The organism is Pacificimonas sp. ICDLI1SI03 (genome assembly GCF_054740865.1).
Genome location: NZ_JBSQAU010000001.1, coordinates 429,045 through 451,055 on the forward strand (window position 1 = coordinate 429,045; position 22,011 = coordinate 451,055).

At 61.6% G+C, this 22,011-nt stretch carries 16 protein-coding genes; 14 read left to right on the forward strand and 2 right to left on the reverse strand.

What is annotated here, in order from left to right; translation table 11 throughout:
- Nucleotides 1–40: 40 nt before the first annotated feature.
- The 13 genes from ACSMXM_RS02055 to alaS all read left to right on the forward strand — a co-directional run bounded on the left by ACSMXM_RS02055 (nucleotide 41) and on the right by alaS (nucleotide 17,861).
- The gene (locus tag ACSMXM_RS02055; protein WP_460313517.1) at nucleotides 41–658 is read left to right on the forward strand and encodes an NADH-quinone oxidoreductase subunit J; all 618 of its coding nucleotides are present in this window, start codon (nucleotides 41–43) and stop codon (nucleotides 656–658) included.
- Nucleotides 655–960 (forward strand): NADH-quinone oxidoreductase subunit NuoK, encoded by a 306-nt coding sequence (gene nuoK, locus ACSMXM_RS02060; protein WP_460313518.1) that lies wholly within the window; start codon nucleotides 655–657, stop codon nucleotides 958–960. The genes ACSMXM_RS02055 and nuoK overlap by 4 nt, the downstream gene beginning before the upstream one ends.
- A gap of 132 nt (nucleotides 961–1,092) precedes the next feature.
- Nucleotides 1,093–3,150 carry an NADH-quinone oxidoreductase subunit L gene (gene nuoL / locus ACSMXM_RS02065; RefSeq protein ID WP_460313520.1) on the forward strand — a complete coding sequence of 686 codons (2,058 nt, stop codon included), beginning with the start codon at nucleotides 1,093–1,095 and terminating at the stop codon, nucleotides 3,148–3,150.
- A 5-nt stretch (nucleotides 3,151–3,155) separates the two neighbouring features.
- The gene (locus ACSMXM_RS02070) at nucleotides 3,156–4,709 is read left to right on the forward strand and encodes an NADH-quinone oxidoreductase subunit M (RefSeq protein ID WP_460313522.1); all 1,554 of its coding nucleotides are present in this window, start codon (nucleotides 3,156–3,158) and stop codon (nucleotides 4,707–4,709) included.
- Nucleotides 4,709–6,154, forward strand: a complete 1,446-nt coding sequence (gene nuoN / locus ACSMXM_RS02075) for an NADH-quinone oxidoreductase subunit NuoN (RefSeq protein WP_460313524.1) — start codon at nucleotides 4,709–4,711, stop codon at nucleotides 6,152–6,154. The genes ACSMXM_RS02070 and nuoN overlap by 1 nt, the downstream gene beginning before the upstream one ends.
- Nucleotides 6,151–6,861 (forward strand): biotin--[acetyl-CoA-carboxylase] ligase, encoded by a 711-nt coding sequence (locus tag ACSMXM_RS02080; RefSeq protein WP_460313526.1) that lies wholly within the window; start codon nucleotides 6,151–6,153, stop codon nucleotides 6,859–6,861. Before nuoN ends, ACSMXM_RS02080 begins: the two co-directional genes overlap by 4 nt.
- A gap of 32 nt (nucleotides 6,862–6,893) precedes the next feature.
- Entirely contained in the window at nucleotides 6,894–7,679 is a 786-nt protein-coding gene (locus ACSMXM_RS02085; RefSeq protein ID WP_460313528.1) for a type III pantothenate kinase, read from the forward strand.
- Nucleotides 7,676–9,316, forward strand: coding sequence for a ribonuclease J (locus ACSMXM_RS02090; protein WP_460313530.1), 1,641 nt, complete (start codon nucleotides 7,676–7,678; stop codon nucleotides 9,314–9,316). The genes ACSMXM_RS02085 and ACSMXM_RS02090 overlap by 4 nt, the downstream gene beginning before the upstream one ends.
- 4 nt (nucleotides 9,317–9,320) lie before the next feature.
- Nucleotides 9,321–9,578 carry a DUF1467 family protein gene (locus ACSMXM_RS02095; RefSeq protein ID WP_460313532.1) on the forward strand — a complete coding sequence of 86 codons (258 nt, stop codon included), beginning with the start codon at nucleotides 9,321–9,323 and terminating at the stop codon, nucleotides 9,576–9,578.
- 50 nt (nucleotides 9,579–9,628) lie between these two features.
- Nucleotides 9,629–11,293: a DNA repair protein RecN gene (recN, locus tag ACSMXM_RS02100; protein ID WP_460313533.1), complete on the forward strand. Its 1,665-nt coding sequence runs from the start codon at nucleotides 9,629–9,631 to the stop codon at nucleotides 11,291–11,293.
- Nucleotides 11,290–13,434 carry an NAD-dependent DNA ligase LigA gene (gene ligA, locus ACSMXM_RS02105; protein ID WP_460313535.1) on the forward strand — a complete coding sequence of 715 codons (2,145 nt, stop codon included), beginning with the start codon at nucleotides 11,290–11,292 and terminating at the stop codon, nucleotides 13,432–13,434. Before recN ends, ligA begins: the two co-directional genes overlap by 4 nt.
- A 68-nt stretch (nucleotides 13,435–13,502) precedes the next feature.
- The gene (locus ACSMXM_RS02110; protein ID WP_460313536.1) at nucleotides 13,503–15,146 is read left to right on the forward strand and encodes an FMN-binding glutamate synthase family protein; all 1,644 of its coding nucleotides are present in this window, start codon (nucleotides 13,503–13,505) and stop codon (nucleotides 15,144–15,146) included.
- 66 nt (nucleotides 15,147–15,212) lie between these two features.
- Entirely contained in the window at nucleotides 15,213–17,861 is a 2,649-nt protein-coding gene (alaS, locus tag ACSMXM_RS02115) for an alanine--tRNA ligase (protein WP_460313539.1), read from the forward strand.
- Nucleotides 17,862–17,871: 10 nt separating this feature from the next.
- Here alaS and ACSMXM_RS02120 read toward each other — a convergent pair whose 3' ends face one another.
- Both ACSMXM_RS02120 and ACSMXM_RS02125 read right to left on the reverse strand, forming a co-directional pair.
- Nucleotides 17,872–19,671: a cation:proton antiporter domain-containing protein gene (locus ACSMXM_RS02120; protein ID WP_460313541.1), complete on the reverse strand. Its 1,800-nt coding sequence runs from the start codon at nucleotides 19,669–19,671 to the stop codon at nucleotides 17,872–17,874.
- Between the two features lie 149 nt (nucleotides 19,672–19,820).
- Nucleotides 19,821–21,032, reverse strand: coding sequence for an NADP-dependent isocitrate dehydrogenase (locus tag ACSMXM_RS02125; RefSeq protein WP_460313543.1), 1,212 nt, complete (start codon nucleotides 21,030–21,032; stop codon nucleotides 19,821–19,823).
- Between the two features lie 251 nt (nucleotides 21,033–21,283).
- Between ACSMXM_RS02125 and ACSMXM_RS02130 the strand changes: the two genes are divergently transcribed.
- Complete coding sequence (locus ACSMXM_RS02130; protein WP_460316331.1) at nucleotides 21,284–22,006, forward strand: phosphatidylserine decarboxylase; 723 nt, start codon at nucleotides 21,284–21,286, stop codon at nucleotides 22,004–22,006.
- Nucleotides 22,007–22,011: the final 5 nt, after the last annotated feature.

The window sequence follows — 22,011 nt, forward strand, 5'->3', positions numbered from 1 at the left end:
ATCCGGGAAGAACGATAGAGAAGAGGACTGAAGTCGCAGCATGGTTGAAGCCATTATCTTCTACATGCTGGCCGGGATCATCCTCCTGAGCGGGACGGCCGTGATCCTATCCAGAAATCCCGTGCACAGCGTGCTCTGGTTGATCCTCGCCTTTTTCAACGCGGCGGGGCTGTTCCTGATGCTGGGGGCGGAGTTTCTGGCGATGATCCTGGTCATCGTTTATGTCGGCGCGGTCGCGGTTCTTTTCCTGTTCGTGGTCATGATGCTCGACATCGATTTTTCGAAATTGCGGGAAGGCTTCGTCAGCTATCTGCCGTTCGGCCTGATCCTCGCGGGCGTCCTGGCGGCCGAACTGATCGTCGCGGCGACGGCAGCCGTGGTCATGGGGTCTCCAGCCGAACCGCTGGCACCCGCCATCGCCACCGTTACCCAGGTTTCCAATACGGAGGCGCTCGGCGCGTTGATCTATACGCGCTATGTCTATGTTTTCCAGGCAGCGGGCATGATCCTCCTGACCGCCATGATCGGCGCCATCGTCCTGACCCATCGCCAGCGTGGCGGCGTCAAGCGGCAGAATATCGGCGATCAGGTTAACCGCCGTCCAGAGGATGCAGTCGTCATTACAAAGCCTGGCATCGGGCAGGGGGTCGAGCTGTGATCGGTCTCAACCATTATCTGGTCGTCGCGGCGATCCTGTTCGTGCTGGGTGTGATCGGCATTATTCTCAATCGCAAGAACGTCATCATCATTCTGATGTCGATCGAACTGATCCTGCTGGCGGTGAATATCAATATGGTGGCCTTTTCCAGTTACCTTGGTGACCTGAAGGGGCAGATCTTCGCGATGTTCATCCTGACCGTCGCAGCCGGTGAAGCCGCCATCGGCCTTGCCATTCTCGTTCTTTATTTCCGCAATCGCGGCACCATCGCCGTCGACCAGATCGACCAGTTGAAGGGGTGATGACGGACATGCGTTGCGATCGCCACATCGTCGTTTCGGCGCAGGCCGGGATTCGGTTCCGGTATCTTCTCGCAGGGGAAGCGGTTTCAAACCGCGCTACCTGTGCGGGCCTGACGGGGGCGCGCGCCTGACATGCTTCAGATCATTGTCTTTCTGCCGCTGCTCGCAGCGATCATCGCCGGCCTCGGCAATCGGGCTCTCGGCAATAGCGTCGCGAAGTCGCTGACGACCGGCGCGCTGTTCATTTCCGCGATTCTGTCCTGGATCCTGTTCTTTCAGGTGGGATTTGGCGACACCAGCTATACCCAGCCCGTTTTCGAATGGTTTCGCTCGGGCGACCTGATCGTCAATTGGAGCCTTCGGCTCGATACGCTGACGGCCGTCATGCTGATCGTCATCACGACGGTCTCGGCGCTCGTTCACCTCTACAGCTGGGGGTATATGGCGGAAGATCCCGACCAGCCCCGCTTCTTCGCATATCTCAGCCTGTTTACCTTCGCGATGCTGATGCTGGTGACCGCGGACAATCTGGTGCAGATGTTCTTCGGCTGGGAAGGGGTCGGCCTCGCCTCCTACCTGTTGATCGGTTTCTGGTATCATAAACCCTCCGCAAACGCCGCCGCCATCAAGGCATTCGTCGTCAACCGCGTCGGCGATTTCGGCTTCTCGCTCGGCATTTTCGGCGTGTTCCTGGTGTTCGGCACAACCGACCTTTCGCTGATCAACGGCACGGCTGCGGAATGGCAGAGGCAGACCTTCGAATTCCTCGGGTATCAAGTCGATATTCTGACGACGCTCTGCTTGCTGCTGTTCGTCGGCGCGATGGGCAAGTCGGCGCAGTTGGGTCTGCACACCTGGCTGCCGGACGCCATGGAGGGCCCGACGCCGGTATCCGCGCTGATCCACGCCGCGACCATGGTGACGGCGGGCGTTTTCATGGTCTGCCGCCTGTCCCCTCTGTTCGAGGCGGCCCCCGCCGCCCTGACCGTCGTGACCTATGTGGGCGCCGCAACGGCGTTGTTCGCGGCCACCGTGGGCACTGTCCAAAACGATATCAAGCGCGTGATCGCTTATTCCACCTGTTCGCAGCTGGGGTACATGTTCTTCGCCGCGGGCGTCGGTGCCTACAGCGCGGCGATGTTCCACCTTTTGACCCACGCATTCTTCAAGGCGCTGCTGTTCCTGTCCGCAGGCTCGGTCATCCACGCCATGCACCACGAACAGGACATGCGCTATTATGGCGCCCTTCGTAAGGAGATCCCGGTCACCTTCTGGGCAATGCTGATCGGCACGGTGGCGATCACGGGCGTTGGCATTCCCTTCACGCTGTTCGGCTTTGCAGGCTTCTTCTCGAAGGATCTGATCATCGAAAGCGCGTTCGCCTCCGGCACGGATGCGGGCACCATCGCCTTCGTTGTTGGCGTGCTCGCGGCGCTTCTGACCAGTTTCTATTCATGGCGACTTATGTTCCTGACCTTCTGGGGCAAGCCGCGCTGGGCGGGCAGCGAGCACATCGCCCATCACCATGACAGCGATCATGCCGACCCAGTGGCCGAGGACAGCGGCCACGCACCTCATGCGCCGGTCGAACCGGTCGTTGCTACGGGCACGGGTGGGTATCATCCGCACGAAAGCCCGCTGTCCATGCTGATCCCCTTGGCGGTTCTGTCGCTGGGCGCGATCTTTGCCGGCTTTGCATTTCATGGTGCCTTTGGCGAACCCGCTGAAGCGCTGGAATTCTGGCGCGGCAGCATTGCGTTTTCTCCCGCTCTTGCAGAGGCGGCGCATCATGTTCCTGCCTGGGTGAAACTGTCGCCCTTCATTGTGATGCTGCTGGGCCTTTTCATCGCATGGAATAATTATATTCGCCGGCCAGAGGCACCGTCCGCCTTCGTCGCGCAGTTCCGCGGCCTGCATAATTTCCTCGCTCACAAATGGTATTTCGACGAGCTGTACCACTATGTCTTCATCGTCCCGTCCATGTGGCTGGGCCGCATGTTCTGGAAGCGGGGCGACCAGGGTACGATCGACCGCTTCGGGCCGAACGGGCTTAGCAGCCTTGTCGTGCGGGGTTCTGGCGTCGCACGCAGCCTGCAATCCGGATATGTTTATACCTATGCTCTCGTCATGCTGATCGGTCTTGCCGCTGCGGCCGCCTGGTTCCTGCCGCAAATGATGGGAGGGGCGTAACCGACATGCCTATTCTTTCCATCATGATCCTGTTGCCGCTGCTTGCGGGCGCGGCTTTGTTGTTCATTCCCGGTGAGGAAGGCGCGCGCGCTGCCCTCGCACGCACGATCGCACTTGGCACCACGCTCGTCATGTTCGTGCTGGGCCTGATCCTGTGGATAGGCTTCGACAATTCGACGGCAGCTTTCCAGTATCAGGAAAATGTGCCGTTGTTCGCGCCCTATTTCAGTTGGGCGCTGGGCATTGACGGCATCAGTCTGGTTCTGATCATGCTGTCGGTGTTCCTGATGCCGATATGCATCCTTGCCAGCTGGGAAAGCATCAAGACGCGCGTGCCGGAATATATGGCGGCGTTCCTGTTGATGGAGGCGCTGATGATCGGCGTCTTCGCGGCGACCGACCTTTTCCTGTTTTATGTGATGTTCGAGGGCGGCCTGATCCCGATGTACCTGATCATCGGTATCTGGGGCGGCGTTGAGCGTATCTACGCCAGCTATAAATTCTTCCTCTACACGCTGCTCGGTTCGGTGTTGATGCTGCTCGCCATGATGTACATGGTGTCGGTTGCCGGAACGACGGACATTCCGACGCTGCTGACCTATGATTTCAGTGAGACGGCGCAAACCTGGCTGTGGCTGGCATTCTTCGCCAGCTTCGCCGTGAAGATGCCGATGTGGCCGGTCCACACCTGGTTGCCCGATGCGCACGTGCAGGCGCCAACCGCAGGCTCGGTCATTCTGGCCGGTGTGCTCCTGAAAATGGGTGGCTATGGCTTCATCCGTTTCTCGCTGCCCATGTTCCCGGACGCCAGTGTCGACCTGACCTGGCTCGTATGGGGACTGTCGATGGTTGCCGTCGTCTACACCAGCCTTGTCGCGCTGGTGCAGACCGACATGAAGAAGCTGATCGCCTATTCATCCGTCGCGCATATGGCGTTTGTCACCGTTGGCCTGTTCGGCTTCAACGCGCAGGCGATTGAGGGCTCCATCGTCGTCATGCTGTCGCATGGTCTGGTATCTGGTGCGCTATTCCTGTGCGTTGGCGTTGTCTACGACCGGCTCCACACGCGGGAGATCGCGAAATATGGCGGCGTTGCCAATGTGATGCCGCGCTATGCGATCTTCTTCCTGCTGTTCACCATGGCGGGCGTCGGGCTGCCGGGCACCTCCGGCTTTGTCGGCGAATTCATGGTCATGCTGGGCGCGTTCCAGGCATCGACCTGGGCGGTCTTCATCATCTGCACTGGCATCATTCTTGGCGCGGCCTATATGCTGTACCTGTATCGCCGCGTGGCCTTTGGCGTCATCACAAATGATGCGGTGCGCACGATGAAGGACCTGTCGTTGCGCGAATATGCGACGCTCGTTCCCATTGCGATCGCCGTGCTGTGGATGGGCATTGCCCCGAATATCTTCATCGACCCCGTCAGGGCGCCTGTAGAACGCATCGTCGCCCGGCTCGCCGCGGCGCAGGCACCGCAGCAGGTCGTCACGATGAATCCAAATCTCCGGCCGGTCGCTGCCGCGCCGGCACCGATCAGCGAAGGGACGGCACACTGATGCAGCCGCTAGCCGACTCAATCCGCATCGCGGCGCCGGAACTGGTCCTTGCGACGGGGACGATGGTCCTTCTCATGCTGGGCGTATTCCGCGGCAATAAAAGCCTTCATGGCCTGACGTGGGGCGCGGTGATCATCTATGCCATTGCGGGCCTGTCGCTGTTGAACGATCCGGCCAGCCGCGTGGCATTTGACGGTTTGTACGTCGCCGACAATTACAGCGCCTTTCTGAAGGTTCTGATCTTTGCCGCCGCAGCCGTGTGCAGCATCATCGCGCTGCCCTATCTGGTGCGTGCGCGTTCGGACAAGTTCGAATATCCGGTGCTGATCATGCTGGGCGCGCTCGGCATGTCGATGATGGTTTCGGCAGCCGATCTTTTATCGCTTTATATTGGCCTGGAGCTGCAGAGCCTCGCGGCCTATGTGCTCGCGGCCTTTCATCGCAATGAAGCGCGCTCATCGGAAGCAGGCCTGAAATATTTCGTGCTCGGCGCGCTCGCATCGGGAATTCTGCTGTACGGCATCAGCCTGGTCTATGGCTTCAACGGCACGACGGATTTCCGCGTATTGCAGGCCGTTCTGATAGAGGCGCCGTCCATTGGCACCGTCATCGGACTTGTCTTCATTCTTGCCGGTCTGGCGTTCAAGGTCAGCGCTGTTCCATTCCACATGTGGACACCGGACGTCTATGAAGGCGCCCCGACGCCCGTCGCAGCCTTTTTTGCCAGTGCGCCCAAGGCGGCGGCCATGGGTCTGCTGGTTCGCGTCTGCATGGATGCGTTTGGCGGCATGGCTGGGGAATGGGTGCAAATTATTGCCTTTGCGGCAGTCGCGTCGATGATCCTGGGCGCCGTGGGCGCAATCGGACAAACATCGATCAAGCGTCTGCTTGCCTATTCCTCGATCAACAATATCGGCTTCGCGCTGATTGGCCTTGCCGCGGCTTCGGCTGCGGGAGTGTCCTCCGTGCTGTTCTATATGGCGGTTTATCTGCCGATGACGATCGGCGCGTTCCTGGTCGTTTTGGGGCTGCGCGATGCGAGCGGACGGCCGCTTGACACGATGGACAGCCTTGCCGGTCTTTCCAAAAGTCGGCCGGGCATGGCCGCCGCCATGGCAATCTTCATGTTCTCACTGGCAGGCATTCCGCCGCTGCTGGGCTTTTGGCCGAAATTCAGCGTCTTCAATGCGGCGATTGAATCCGAAATGTATGTCCTCGCCGTGATCGGCGTGGTGACATCGGTTGTCGGCGCCTTTTATTATCTGCGGATCATCAAGCTGGCCTATTTCGATGAGCCCAACGCACCGCTCGCCCCCTCCGAAAGCCGAGTGAATGGTGTGGTTCTGGCGGCGGCGGCGATCTTTTGCTCGCCCATAGGGATGCTGGCTATTCCGCTGATCGTCCCGGCTGCCCAGGGCGCCGCACAGGCGATGCTCGCCTTTTGACGCTCATCCACCTGGAAGAGGTGGGCAGCACCAACGACTGGATCGCCAGCGCAGCAGCGCGCGGTGAACCGGACGGCCTGTGGGTGCGCGCCGACCGGCAGACGGCGGGCCGGGGGCGGCGGGGCCGTGCCTGGACCTCGGACACGGGCAATCTGTTTACGTCGACGCTGGTGCGTCCCCAGCCGGGCGAAGGCCCGCCGCAGCAGCTTAGCTTTGTGGCGGCACTGTCGCTTCACGACATGGCCACGCAATATGTGGCGGCGGAGCGTCTGGCGCTGAAATGGCCGAATGACCTGTTGCTGGACGGCGTAAAATGCGCCGGCATTCTGGTCGAGGGCAAGGACGGTACTGTAGTGGTCGGCATGGGTGTGAACCTGTCGCACCACCCGGCGGCGACGGAGCGTCCCGCAACCTCCTTTCCGGCAGCAGGCATCGCAGCCCCGCCCCTTGCCGAAGCGGCGGAATGTCTCGTCGCCGCCTTTGGCCGTCGCCGGTCTGAATGGCATCAGAAGGGATTTACCGCGACCCGGGCCGCATGGCTGTCGCGCGCTGCGAACCTGGGCGATGTTATAGAGGCGCGTCTGGGTACGGAGACGCTGACCGGTACCTTTGAAACTATCGACGAAGCGGGTGCGCTCATGCTTAGGCTGTCGGACGGTTCTGTACGCTCCATTCACGCGGGCGAGGTTTTTGCGCTCGCCCTTTGAACGCGTCTGCTAATCGGGAAGGATGACCGGGCATGCTGCTTGCCATTGATGTCGGCAATACGAACACGGTTTTCGCGCTTGTGGAGGAGGGCGAGATCCTTCACCGCTGGCGCATCTCGACGCACGCCCAGCGGACGAGCGACGAATATATGGTCTGGCTGTCGCAATTGATGGAGGTGGCGAGCGCGGACGGACGCCGGATTAATCGCGGCGATGTAAACCGCATCATCATCGCCAGCGTGGTGCCGCCGACGCTGTTCAACCTTGTTCGGCTCGCGCAGACCTGGTTCAACGTGGAGCCGCGGATCGTTACAAAGGACCTGGATCTGGGCATCGGCGTCGACGTGCCGAATCCGTCCGAGGTAGGCGCCGACCGTCTGGTGAACAGCGCGGCGGCCTATCACGAACATGGCGACGGCCTGATCCTGCTGGATTTCGGTACGGCGACGACGTTCGATGTCATTCTGAATGGCAGTTACTCTGGCGGCATTATTGCGCCGGGTATCAACCTGGCCGTCGATGCGCTCTATTCCGCCTCTGCCCAGTTGCCGCGCGTGGCCGTTGCGCCGCCGCAAAATGGCCGCGCCCTTGCCAAGGGAACGGTCGACGCGATGCAGTCCGGCATTTTCTATGGTTACATTGGCCTGATCGAAGGGCTATGTACACGCCTGAAGCAAGAGGCGGGCCGCGACATGAAGGTCATTGCGACCGGCGGCCTCGCTCCCATATTCGATAAACACACAGATGTGATCAGCCTGGTCGATACCGACCTGACCGTGCGCGGTCTGATGCTGATCGAACAGAGGAATCCCTTTTGAAACCTAAAAAAGAACTGATCTTCCTGCCGCTTGGCGGCTCAGGAGAGATCGGCATGAACGTAAATCTCTACGGCTGCGACGGCAAATGGATCATGGTCGACCTGGGCATGACCTTTGGCGACCCCAGCTATCCGGGCGTCGAGCTTGTCCTTCCCGACCTGACTTTCATCGAAAAGCACCGCAAGGATTTGCTGGGCGTCGTACTGACGCACGCGCATGAGGATCATATCGGCGCCATCCCCTATCTGATTCAGGATCTCAACGTCCCCCTTTACGCGACGCCGTTCACAGCAGGGCTGATCGCCAAGAAGCTGCAGGAAGAGGGCATAGAGGACGAGATCGAACTGAACATCATCGAGAATGAGGGCAGCGTTGAAATTGGGCCGTTCCATTGCCGCTACGTCCCGCTTGCCCACTCCATCCTTGAGGGTAATGCGCTGCTGATCGACACGCCCTATGGCAAGATTTTCCATACCGGCGACTGGAAACTGGACGAAAACCCCGTCACGGGCGAGCCGACGACGCCTGCAGAACTGAGCGCCATCGGCGACGAAGGCATCCTCGCCCTGGTCGGTGACAGCACCAATGTCTTCAACAAGGAAGCGAGCGGCAGCGAAACCGGCGTCCGGGAGGGTCTGGAAGCTGTCGTGCGGGAGCAGACGGGCCGGGTGCTGATCACCACCTTTGCCTCGAATGCGGCGCGGGTGAAAACGATCGGCGACATCGCGAAGGCGACGGGCCGCCAGCTGTGCATGGTGGGCAGGTCGCTGCACCGCATTGTCGAGGTCGCGAAGGCCAATGGCTATCTGAAGGACTTTCCGACCTCCATTCGCGAAGACGACGCCATGAAGCTGCCGCGCGATCAGGTCCTGATCCTGTCCACCGGCACACAGGGCGAACCGCGCGCCGCGCTAAGCCGTATTTCCGACCGCAGCCATGCCCGCATTCAGCTGCAGGAAGGCGACACGGTCATCTATTCGTCGAAGCAGATCCCCGGAAACGAAGTCGGCATCAGCGTCGTGCAGAATGCGTTGGCGGAACAGGGCGTCCACATTGTTACCGAGCGTCAGGCACATGTCCATGTGTCGGGCCATCCCGGCGTCCCCGAACTGGAAAAGATGTACGGCTGGATCCGTCCGCAAATCGCCGTGCCCGTTCATGGTGAGCGGCGGCATATGGAAGAACATGCGCGCCTTGCCGCGCGCGTCGGCGTTCCGCAGCAGATCGTCCCGATCAATGGGTCAGCCATCCGCCTGGCCCCCGGTGCGCCAAAGGTGATCGATCATGTCGAACATGGACGACTGGTCCTCGATGGCGATGTCATCGTTCCCGCCGACGGCCAGACGATGGTCGAACGCCGGCGCCTGACCCATGGCGGTTTCATCGGCGTCGTGCTTGCCATGAAGGGCGGCAGGCTGGCCGCCGACCCGCTCATCCAGATTCAGGGCGTGCCCGTCGAGGATGAGGTCGAGGACTTCATCGAAGACTGCAAGGACGCCGCCAAGGCGGCAGTGAAAAAGACCGCTGGCAAGCCGGTACATGCCCTTTCAGAGGCGGTGCGTGTTTCCGTACGCCGGATCGCCCGCGAATGGACCGGCAAGAAGCCCGTAACGAAGGTCGATATTCTGGAGGTTTGACACCATGGGACTGGGCAGCGCCTTTGCCATCTACTTTCTGATCTGGACCGTCACCTTTTTCATGGTCCTGCCCTTCGGAGTGAAAACGAGCGAGGAGGCAGGTCAGGAAATCGGCAAGGGACATGCGGAAAGCGCGCCCACCCATCCCATGCTGCTGAAGAAATTGCTGTGGAACAGCCTGGTTGCGGCGATCGTCTTTGGCATATTGTGGCTGAACTATACTTTTGGCTGGATCACCCCCGCCGACCTGCCGCAATTCTAGCGCGGCGCTTGCCTCTTGGTTGCCGCTTTGTTCTGCCCTAGACAGCACCCATGCTGACGGCGCTGACCATCGACGACGTGCTTCTGATACAGGAGCTCGATCTGGAATTCGGCACCGGCCTTTCGGTGCTGACCGGGGAAACGGGGGCAGGCAAGTCGATCCTGCTGGATTCGCTGGGGCTGGCGCTGGGCGCGCGGGCAGATAGCGGCTTGGTGCGCAGCGGTGCCGATCGCGCACAGGTGTCGGCCTCTTTTCATGTCGCTGTCGATCATCCTGCGAACCAGCTTCTGGTTCAGCAGGATGTTGAGGCTAGCGAGGATCTTGTCCTGCGACGAACCGTAAAGGCGGATGGCGGCAGTCGCGCCTGGATAAACGATCAGCCCGTCTCTGCTGCCCTGCTGAGAGAGGTGGGCGCCAGCCTCGTCGAAATTCACGGCCAGCATGATGAGCGCGGCCTGCTGGATCAGAAGGGCCACCGCGCTTTGCTGGACCTATATGGCGGCCTGCAGCCGCAGCTGGATGAAACCGCCGCCGCCTATCGGGCCTGGCGGCGTGCCGTGGCCGACCTGAATGGCGTGCGCGAGGCGCTGGCGAGGGCTGCCGAGGACCGCGAGTGGCTGGACCTTTCCATTGCAGAGATAGAGGCGTTCGCGCCGGTCGCGGGCGAAGAGACCGATCTGGCAAAGGAACGCTCCGACATGCTGGCGGGGCAGAAGATTGCCGAGGACCTGGCGCAGATTGACAGCGAGCTGAACGGATCGAAGGGCGCGCTAGCGGCGCTGCGTGCGGTTGCGCGCCGCATGGAGCGGGTCGCAGAGGTGCACGAGGCGCTGGCAGAAGCGCTCGCGGCACTCGACAGGGCATTGATCGAAACGGACGAGGTGGAGCGCCAGCTGACCCGGGGTGCCGAGGCGATGCACTATGACGAGGCGCGGCTGGACGATGCGGAGGAGCGCCTGTTCGCCCTGCGCGCGCTGGCCCGCAAGCATCAGGTGGCGCCAGAGGGGCTGTCGGATCTGCTGACGCAGTTGATCGCACGGCGGGCTGCCCTTGATGAAGGCGATGCGAACCTGGCGGCGGCAGAGGCGAAAGCGTCGGCAATGCGGGTGGCGTTCGAGGAAATTGCCACGTCCCTTACCCGCGCCAGAATTGCGGCGGCCGAACGGCTGGATGCGGCAATGGCGTCGGAGCTTCCGCCGCTGAAGCTGGATGCGGCGAAATTCCGGACCGTCATAGACACGTTGCCAGAGGCATCGTGGAGTGCCCAAGGGGCGGATTCGGTGCAGTTCGAAATTTCCACCAATCCCGGTGCCCCCTTCGGGCCGTTGATCAAGATTGCGTCTGGCGGAGAATTGTCGCGCTTCATCCTCGCGCTGAAGGTGGCGCTGGCCGCGACGGGCGCCGCCGGAACGATGATCTTTGACGAAATCGACCGGGGCGTCGGCGGTGCGACCGCCAGCGCCATCGGTGATCGTCTGGCGCGCCTGGCTGCGGACAGCCAGGTCGTGGTGGTGACGCATTCTCCCCAGGTTGCAGCGCGCGGCGCTGGCCATTTCCGCATATCGAAGCGTCAGGAGGAACAGGGAACGTGGACCAGTGTCGTGCCGCTCGCACCGCATGATCGCCAGGAAGAAATCGCGCGCATGTTGTCGGCGGCCGATGTGACGCAAGAGGCGCGCGCGCAGGCCGCCCGCCTGTTGGGATCAATGCCATGAGCAAGAATGGAGGCGCTTTGCAGGGTGCTGAGGGCCGCCTGAGCGAAGCCGAGGCCAGGCGCCAACATGCGCGGCTAAGCGATGAAATCCGCGCCGCGAATATCGCCTACCACGCCGAGGATGCGCCCGAGATTTCCGACGCCGCCTATGACGGGTTGCGTGAGGAGCTGCGCCAGCTGGAGGCGGACTGGCCGAAACTGACGGAAGCAGGCTCGGCACTGGAGGAGGTGGGCGCGATCGCGTCCTCCAGCTTTGCGAAAGTCACCCATGCCCAGCCGATGCTGTCGCTGGACAATGCCTTTTCGGACGAGGACGTGACGGAGTTCGTGGCGCGTGTCCGCCGCTTCCTCTCCCTTGGCGAAGATGAGCACGTGACGATCCTTGCCGAACCGAAGATCGACGGTCTGGCGGTGTTGCTTCGCTACCAGAACGGCGAGCTCGTTCAGGGGGCGACGCGTGGAGATGGCCGCGTGGGCGAAAATATCACCGCCAATTTGAAAGCAGTTTCGGACATTCCGCAGCGGCTGCAGGGCGCCCCTGAAACGCTGGAGGTGCGCGGCGAGGTCTATATGGCGCGGGCGGATTTTATCGCCCTGAACGCGCGTCAGGCGGCGGCGGGGGAGAAGCAGTTCGCGAATCCGCGAAATTCCGCCGCGGGATCGCTGCGACAGCTCGACGTGTCGATCACCGCGTCGCGCCCGCTGCGCTTCTTTGCCTATGGCTGGGGCGAAATGACGGAATTGCCCCGGGAAACGCAGAGCGGGGTCATGACATGGCTGCGCGACCTGGGGTTCAAAACGACGGACAGCCGGTTGGGCGACGCCGGTGCCGCATTGGAATTCTATCATGAGGTGGAACGCCAGAGGGCGGACATGGCCTATGATATTGACGGCGTCGTCTACAAGCTGGACCGGCTGGACTGGCAGCAGCGGCTGGGCAGCGTGGGACGATCGCCGCGCTGGGCGATCGCACATAAATTCGCTGCCGAACGGGCGGTCACACGGCTGAATGCCATCGACATTCAGGTGGGGCGCACAGGAAAACTGACGCCGGTGGCGCGGCTGGAGCCGGTCACGGTTGGCGGGGTCGTCGTTACGAATGCGACGCTGCATAATGAGGATGAGATCGAGCGGCTGGACGTGCGGGTAGGCGACCGGGTTGAGCTGCAGCGCGCCGGCGACGTCATTCCGCAAATACTGGCGCAAGTCAGCGATCCGGACGAACATGCCGCCCTGTCCAAATTCGAGCCCCACGAGACCTGCCCGGTCTGCGATTCGCTCGCGGTACGAGAACCGGGAGAGGTCGACCGGCGCTGTACGGGCGGCCTGACCTGCCCGGCCCAGCGCGTGGAACGCTTGAAGCATTTCGTGCAACGCCGCGCCGTGGATATTGATGGTCTGGGCGAACAGTCGATCCGGCTTTTCTTCGAAAGGGGCTGGCTGGAGGGGCCGGCGGACATATTTCGGCTGAAGGACAAGGCGGAGGAAATCGCTGCACTGGAGGGATGGGGTGAGCAGTCGGCCGCGAACCTGATGCACAGCATCGAGACGAGCCGCAGCGCCCCCCTGTCACGTGTGCTGTTCGGGCTGGGCATCCGTCATATTGGCGAGATCACGGCCCGCGACCTTGCCCGTGCTTATTCGGACTGGCCGGCCTTCTCTTCACTTCTGCAGCGCCTGGTCGACTTGCGCGAGAGCTTTGGGCCCGCTGTCGGCGAAGCTGAGGAGAAGGCTAAAAAGCGGCTGAACGACGCCCTTGCAGCTGAAATTTCCGTGTCGGGCATAGGTCCCGAGGTCGCAGCTGCTCTGGCCGATTTCTGGGCGGAGGGGCACAACAGGTCGGCGGTTGGCGAACTGATGGACCTGATGGACGTCCAGACGGAGGCGTTCAAAACGATCGCCTCGTCCGTTTCGGGCAAGACCATCGTCTTCACTGGCAAGCTGGAGGCGGTGTCCCGCGACGAGGCAAAGGCGCAGGCCGAGCGGCTGGGAGCGAAGGTGGCGGGTTCCGTCTCCTCGCGCACGGACATATTGGTCGCGGGCCCGGGGGCGGGATCGAAACTGAAAAAGGCGGAAAGCCTTGGCATCGAGACGATGGACGAGGCCGGGTGGCTGCGCATCGTCGCACAGGGGCAGGGATAGCGGACCCTCTTGTCCGTTCGTCCGTTCAGGCTGCGGGATGCCAATATAGAAGGATAAGCGGCGGGCAGATGAAAAGACCGGGATTTGTGGATTCACTCGGGGAATCGCTGACCGCCGACGATCCCATAGCGCGTAACCTGTTTTTGTGGGCGCCGCTGGTACTGGCGGGGATCATCGTGCTTTCGGCGCGCTACTGGCCCCCCATCCTCATGCTGCTCCTGTTCGTGCTGCCGCCATTCTTCGTGGCGATCTACGATCTGTTTCAGCGCAAGCACACCTTGTGGCGCCTTTATCCGTTTGCCGCGCGATTTCGTTGGTTTTTCGAGGATCTGCGGCCGTTCTTGCGTTCCTACATGGTCGAGGGCGACCATGAGGGAATGCCGTTCAGCCGTGACCAGCGCGCGCTCGTCTATGCGCGGGCAAAGGGGCAGTCCGACGATCAGCCGTTCGGCACGGAACTGGATGTTTACGGCCCCGAATTCGAATGGCTGTCGCATTCCATGGCACCCGACATCGACGCGGTACACGATCCCCGCGTACAGGTGGGCAATGGACAGTGCAGCCGCCCCTATTCGGCAAGCTGCCTGAATATATCCGCGATGAGCTATGGCTCGCTGGGCAGCCATGCCATTCAGGCGCTGAACCTGGGTGCCAAGGCGGGCAATTTCTATCACGACACGGGCGAGGGCGGCATCAGCCCCTATCATCGCCGTGGCGGCGACCTCGTATGGGAATTGGGCACCGGCTATTTCGGCGCGCGAACGCCGGATGGTGCTTTCGACCCTGATCAATTCGCGGATAAGGCGCAGGACGATCAGGTGAAGATGGTCGAGATAAAACTCTCACAGGGCGCGAAACCGGGAAAGGGCGGTATGCTGCCCGGCCCCAAAGTCACGAAGGAAATTGCCGAAATTCGCGGTGTTCCCGAACAAAGGGATGTCCTTTCCCCCGCCGCGCATTCGGCATTTACGACACCGATAGAGTTGCTGGAGTTTGCCGCGAGGATGCGTGATCTTTCCGGCGGCAAGCCCGTCGGGCTGAAGTTCTGCGTCGGTTATCCGCATGAGCTGTTCGCCCTTTGCAAGGCGATGCTGCAGACCGGTATTCGGCCCGATTTCATCATCGTCGACGGCGGCGAAGGTGGCACCGGCGCCGCACCGCGGGAGATGTCGGACAGGGTCGGAATGCCCCTTCGCGAAGGGCTGATCATGACCCGCAACGCGCTGGTGGGATGCGGCCTGAAGGATGATATCCGGCTCGCCGCCGCCGGGAAGGTCTATTCTGCGGCTGCTTTGGCGATGAACTTCGCGCTGGGTGCCGACTGGTGCAATGCGGCCCGCGCCTTCATGTTTTCATTAGGCTGTGTGCAGTCCCAGCAGTGTCATACCGATAAATGCCCGACGGCCGTGGCAACGACATCTCTTGCTCGTCAACGGGGTCTTGTGATCGACGAGAAGGCGCCGCGCGTCGCCCAATTCCACTTGAAAACGGTACAGGGACTGCGGGATATCATGGTTGCGTGCGGGGTTCGCGAGCATACCGACTTCCGGCCTTTCCATCTGAGGATGAGGCTCAACCCGGCAGAGATGCGCTCAATAGATATGATCTATGAGTTCCTCGAACCCGGACAGTTATTGGCGGAGCCCGGCGGCACCCGCTATGCACGGCACTGGAAAATGGCCCAGGCAGAAAGTTTTCGCCCGGTCGTTTAGGGCGGGGACACGCTATCCGCCGCCAACGTCTTCCCTAGTGCGGGTGTGCACATTAAGTGCCCGTCCATGACCTCAACCAACGATATCCGCGCCAGCTTCCTCGACTATTTTGCAAAGCACGGCCATGCGCGCGTGCCATCTTCACCGCTGGTGCCGCAGAATGATCCGACGCTGATGTTCGTCAATGCGGGCATGGTACCGTTCAAGAACGTTTTCACGGGGCGGGAGACGCGGGATTATTCCCTGGCGACCTCTGCCCAGAAATGCGTGCGAGCGGGTGGCAAGCATAATGATCTGGAAAATGTCGGCTTTACCGCCCGGCATCACACCTTCTTCGAAATGCTGGGAAATTTTTCCTTTGGCCAATATTTCAAGGCTGAAGCGATCGAGCATGCATGGAATCTCGTCACGCGGGAATGGGGCCTGGATCCGGCACGTCTGACCGCCACCGTTTTCCACACGGATGACGAGGCGTTCGACCTGTGGAAGAAGATCACCGGCCTGCCGGAGGAGCGCATTATCCGTATCGCCGGCGCGGACAATTTCTGGTCCATGGGCGATACAGGTCCGTGCGGTCCCTGTTCGGAACTGTTCTACGATCATGGCGATCACATTCCGGGCGGCCCCCCGGGATCGCCAGACGAGGATGGCGATCGCTTCGTCGAGATCTGGAACCTGGTCTTCATGCAATACGACCAGGCCCCGGGCGGTGTACGTACTGACCTGCCTAAGCCCAGCATCGACACGGGCATGGGACTGGAGCGCGTCGCGGCGGTCATGCAGGGCACGCACGACAATTTCGAAATCGACCTTTTCCGCGCCCTGACCGATGCAGCGTCCGAACTGGCGCACACGCCGCGCGAAGGGGAGTTCAAGACGTCTTTGCGGGTAATCGCCGACCATGTGCGCGCAGGTGGCTTTCTGATCGCGGACGGTGTTCTGCCCGCGAATGAGGGACGGGGTTATGTGCTGCGTCGTATCCTTCGCCGCGCCATCCGGCATGCCCATATCGCGGGCGCGAACGATCCCCTGCTGCATCGCCTGGTGCCAACGCTGACGGGACAGATGGGCGCCGCCTATCCGGAACTGGTCCGCGCACAGCCGCTGATCGAACAGACGCTGGAGCAGGAGGAGGTCCGCTTCCGCCAGACACTGGATCGCGGCCTGAAACTGCTCGACGAGCGCGCCGGCGATCTGGGGCAGGGCGACACGCTGGATGGCGGCGTCGCCTTCCAACTATATGACACTTACGGCTTTCCCTACGACCTTACCGAGGATGCGCTGCGTATGAAGGGCGTGTCCGTCGACCGGGCGGGCTTCGACGCGGCGATGGCCGAGCAGAAGGCTGCCGCGCGCGCGGCATGGGCGGGTAGCGGCGGCGCGGTTGAAGAAACGCTCTGGTTCGACATTGCGGATCGGGAGGGTTCAACGGAATTCACCGGCTACGCGTCTGACAATACCGACGGCAAGATCGTCGCCCTGGTGCGCGACGGTGTCGAGGTCGACAGCGCGTCGGCGGGGGACGAGGTGCTGATCATCGCCAACCAGACGCCCTTCTACGGCGAAAGCGGCGGCCAATCGGGCGACGCCGGTACCATCGAAGGCCGCAACGGTGCCCGCGCCGAGGTGTCATCCACGTCGAAGCCGCTGGGCCGCCTGCATGTGCATGAGGCCAAGATAATTGAGGGCACGCTAAGCGTTGGCGACACGGCACATTTTGCCGTCGATGCGGAGCGGCGCGCGCGCATTCGTGCCAATCACAGCGCGACGCATCTGCTGCACGCGGCGCTGCGCCACGCTCTGGGGGATCATGTCACGCAAAAAGGGTCTCTGGTTGCAGAGGAACGCCTGCGCTTCGACTTCAGCCATCCCAAGGCGCTGACTGCCGAAGAGATCGGCGCTGTCGAAGCGGAAGTGAACGCGCAGATTCGCGGCAATGAAGCAGTTCTGACGCGCCTGATGACGCCCGACGCTGCAATAGAGGCAGGCGCAATGGCGCTGTTCGGCGAGAAATATGGCGATGAGGTTCGCGTACTGTCGATGGGCAGGCGGGACACGGGCGACTATTCCGTCGAACTATGTGGCGGCACGCATGTGAACGCGCTCGGCGATATCGGCCTGTTCAAGGTTGTTGGCGAAAGCGCGGTTTCGTCAGGTGTCCGCCGTATCGAGGCACTGACCGGTGAGGCGGCCCGCCTTCATCTGCAGCGGCAGGAAGATCGCCTGCTGGAGGTCGCAAATGCGTTGAAGGCATCGCCCACCGACGTTCCCACGCGCATCGCTGCGCTCGTCGAGGATCGCAAGCGTCTGGAAAAGGAACTGTCCGACGCAAAGAAGGCGCTTGCCCTTGGTGGCGGCAATGGGGCCGCCCCAGGGCCGGAAATTGAGACTGTGGGAACCGTCAAGTTCATCGGCCAGGTTGCGGACGGCCTGGATCCAAAGGGGCTGCGCGGTGCCATCGACGATGCAAAGTCGAAGCTGGGGTCCGGCGTCGCGGCGATCGTCGCCGTGAACGATGGCCGCGCGAGCGTTGCGGTCGGCGTGACAGACGATCTGAAGGGCACTCATAATGCCGTCGACCTGCTGCGTACCGCGGTGGAAATTCTGGGCGGCAAGGGCGGCGGTGGACGACCCGACATGGCGCAGGGCGGCGGCCCGGATGGTGCGAAGGGCGCCGAGGCGCTGGGCGCGATCAAGGCAGCGCTGGCCGCCTGATCCGATCCGGTCAGACCGTCTCGGCGCCGTCGACGTTACCGATGCGGCTGGCAGCCTTTAGCGGGCTCTTGGCCAGGCCGGGGACGGCAGCCTTGATCCGCTCTCGTTCCTGTTCCCGTATTTCATGAATGCTGGCGATGACCGGGCCCATCGGGCGGCCAATGTCCACCAGGACGGCTTCGGCAAGCTGAAGGGAGCTTTCCAGCGTTTCGGGAACCGCGTCGGTCGCGCCCGCCCGATATAGCTCGGCGGCATGGGCAGTGTCACGTGCGCGTGCGACGATGCAGAGATCGGGATATTCCTTACGCACGGCGCGCGTCGTTTTTACCACCTGAACCGGATCATCCATGGTCAGGACAAGCGCTTTTGCAGTGTCGAGGCCCATCAGTTCCAGGATCTCATGCCGTTCCAGGTCGCCAAAGGCAGTTTCATAACCTGCGGCTCGGGCGGCGCGGACGACATCGATATTCGCATCGACGATCGCGAATTCCTCGCCATGTTCGGTCAGCATATCGGCCACCAAACGGCCGACGCGGCCATAGCCGGCGACGATGGTGCGCGGGCGGTCTGGATCGGCGCTCAACATCACCGGCGTCTCGTCCTTCTCGCCCCCCAATTGGCGCTCGGTGTCACGCCCCAGCCGCGCCAGCAATGGTGTCGCGGTCAGGCCGATGGCGGTGACAATCTGCCAAAATGCGGCGGTATCCGAATCGATGATCTGCGCTGAGGCAGCAGCGGCCAGGACGATCAGGGTGGTTTCCGACGGCGATGCCATCAGGATGCCGACATTGGCGGAAATACCCTTGGGCGCTCCGCCAAGACGCAACAGAGCCGCCGTCACCACGGCCTTCAGCGGAATGATGGTAACGACCGCAGCCAGGATCAGCAGCCATTCGGAAAATGAAAAAGCGAACGACACGCTCATGCCGACGGTGATCAGGAATATACCGAGCGCCAGGTTCTTGAACGGCTCCATCAGCATCTCGACCTGCTCGCGATACTCCGTTTCCGCGATAATCAGCCCGGCGACGAGGGCGCCCATGATCGCGCCGATGCCGGCGACGCTCGTGGCGAGACTGGCGGCCATGACGATGACGAGGGTAGCCGCCAGAAACAGCTCCGGCCGCTTCGTCAGTGCGGCCTGATGGAACAGCCGCGGCAGAATGAACCTGCCCGCCAGCCAGATGACCGCCACTGTAATACCGCCCGTGATGACGGCAGACATCAGGCCACCCATGGCGCTGTCCTCGGCCATGGATGTGCCAAGAATGCCGATCACGAAAACAATGGGAACCAGCGCCACATCCTCGAACAGCAGCATGGAAAATGCCGCCCGTCCCACAGGGCTTTTCGTACCGGTCATCGGCAGCACGAGTGCAGTGGAGGAGAGAGCGAGCGCCAGGCCGAGGGCGACCGCCGCAGTGGTTGGATAGCCGAACATGATCAGCGCGAAACCGATGATGCTCGAACCCACCAGCACTTCGCCTGTGCCGAGCAGGAATACGAGCTTTCGAAGCTCCCATAGCCTTGCGATGCTTAGTTCCAGGCCGATGCCGAACAGCAGCAGGATGATGCCGAACTCCGCAAAGGGTTCGATCACCTCGGGATCGCTGATCGTCACATAATGAAGTGGATTGAAGAAGGGCTGCAGCTGGGCCAGTCCCGACGGGCCGAGCAGTAGCCCGACCAGAATAAATCCAATGACCGGGTTTACCTTGAAGCGGGCGAAGGCCGGAATGATCAGCCCCGCCGCGCCCAGAATTAACAGGGCGTCACGAAATCCGGCGGAATCGAGGGAATCAGCTGCCATGTAGTATTATTGGCAGACCGATAGGGATGCGTCAGGCATTTTCTTGACGGATCCCCAACCGGTGCAGCTTCGCCCTGCCACGCAGGTACAGCTCGCCAATCCCGATGCGGATGGGCGGCGGCCGGCGTACCGGACCGCCGCTAGAATGTTCAGGCCATCGCCTTTTCGAGATTGCGGACGATCGCCTCGAAGAACTGCTCCGTCGTCATCCAGCTCTGATCGGGACCGATCAGCAGGGCGAGATCCTTTGTCATCTCGCCGCCCTCGACGGTCTCTACGCAGACGCGCTCCAGCGTTTCGGCGAACTCGGTCACTTCCGGCGTCTCGTCGATTTTACCGCGATGCTTCAGACCGCCGGTCCAGGCGAAGATGGAGGCGATCGGGTTGGTGGAGGTCGCCTTCCCCTGCTGGTGCATGCGATAGTGGCGGGTGACGGTGCCGTGCGCCGCTTCTGCTTCGACCGTGTTACCATCGGGCGTCATCAGCACACTGGTCATCAGGCCGAGCGAGCCAAAGCCCTGCGCGACCGTGTCGGACTGTACGTCGCCGTCGTAATTCTTACACGCCCAGACAAACTTGCCCGACCATTTCATCGCCGCAGCGACCATGTCATCGATCAGGCGGTGCTCGTAGCTGATGCCCGCAGCCTCGAACTGCGCCTTGAAATCCTTCTCATAGATTTCCTGGAACAGATCCTTGAAGCGACCGTCATAGGTTTTCATGATCGTGTTCTTGGTGCTGAGATACACCGGCCATTTACGCATCAGGCCATAATTCAGACAGGCGCGCGCGAAATCGCGGATGCTGTCGTCCAGATTGTACATGCCGAGCGCGACGCCCGCGGACGGGAACTGGAAGATTTCATGTTCGAACTCTTCGCCGTCCTCACCCTCGAACTTCATGGTCAGCTTGCCGGGGCCGGGAATATACATGTCGGTCGCACGGTACTGATCGCCAAATGCGTGACGGCCGATCACGATGGGATCGGTCCAACCCGGAACCAGGCGTGGTACCGATTTGATCACGATGGGTTCACGAAAGACGACACCGCCCAGAATGTTGCGGATCGTGCCGTTCGGCGATTTCCACATTTTCTTCAGGCCAAATTCCTCGACCCGGTCCTCGTCGGGTGTGATCGTCGCACATTTGACGCCGACACCATATTCGCGGATCGCATTGGCCGCGTCGACGGTGATGCGGTCGTCAGTTTCATCGCGCTTCTGAATGGAGAGGTCGTAATATTTCAGATCGACATCGAGATAGGGAAGTATCAGGCGCTCACGTATCCATTCCCAGATGATCCTGGTCATCTCGTCGCCGTCGAGTTCGACGATAGGGTTCTTGACCTTGATCTTTGCCATGGGGGTTGGCTCCTTTATCTTGCAAACGTCTGAATTTTGTCACCGCCCTATGCGGACCGGCGGCGGGAATCAACGCTGTTGCGGTCTGTGATTGCGGTAAGGCGTATGTCCCTGCTACAACGGGACGGATGGATGACAAGACACCCCCGACCGAGCCCGTGCCGCCACGCCCTGCGTCGCCCGCGGTGGAAACGTCTGCCGCTCCTGCGTCTGCGCCGGCGACGTCCGCGCAACGAGATCCGACGGGCGAGATGCCGCCCGCCAATGATCTGCAGGCAGCGAAGTACGAGTTTCCGCGCATGCATCCGGAGGGGACGAAATTCGTCATTATTGCCGCCGCGATCACGCTGTTCCTGTGGTTCGTTGTTGATTGGGACATTCTGGGCTGGCTGATGGCCGGTCTTACCGTCTGGGTATTTGCATTTTTTCGCGATCCGAAGCGCGTGACGCCGGTGGGCGAGGGCATGCTCGTTTCACCCGCAGACGGCATGGTTTCCCATATCGTCACCGTTCCCGCGCCGCGCCAATTGGCGGCAAGCGGCCTGCTGGAGCAGGAAACCTATGTGCGGATCAGCGTTTTCATGTCCGTATTCGATGTGCACGTGAATCGCGCGCCGGTCGCGGGAAAGATCAGCCGCGTTGTCTATGTTCCCGGCAAATTCGTGAATGCCGAGACGGACAAGGCGTCGGAAGATAATGAACGGCAATATTTCGTCATAGAGACAGAGGACGGTACCCGGATCGGCATGACGCAGATCGCTGGTCTGGTGGCGCGCCGTATCGTCAAGTTTGTGCGCGAGGGGCAAAGCGTCGGCGTGGGAGAGCGCATCGGCCTGATCCGTTTCGGCAGCCGCGTCGACGTCTTCCTGCCGCAAGGATATGCGCCAAAGGTTATCGTGGGGCAGCGCGCCGTTGCCGGTGAGACAATATTGGCCGCAAAGGGGGGCAGCGCGCCCGTCGGCATCGTAAATTGAGGATC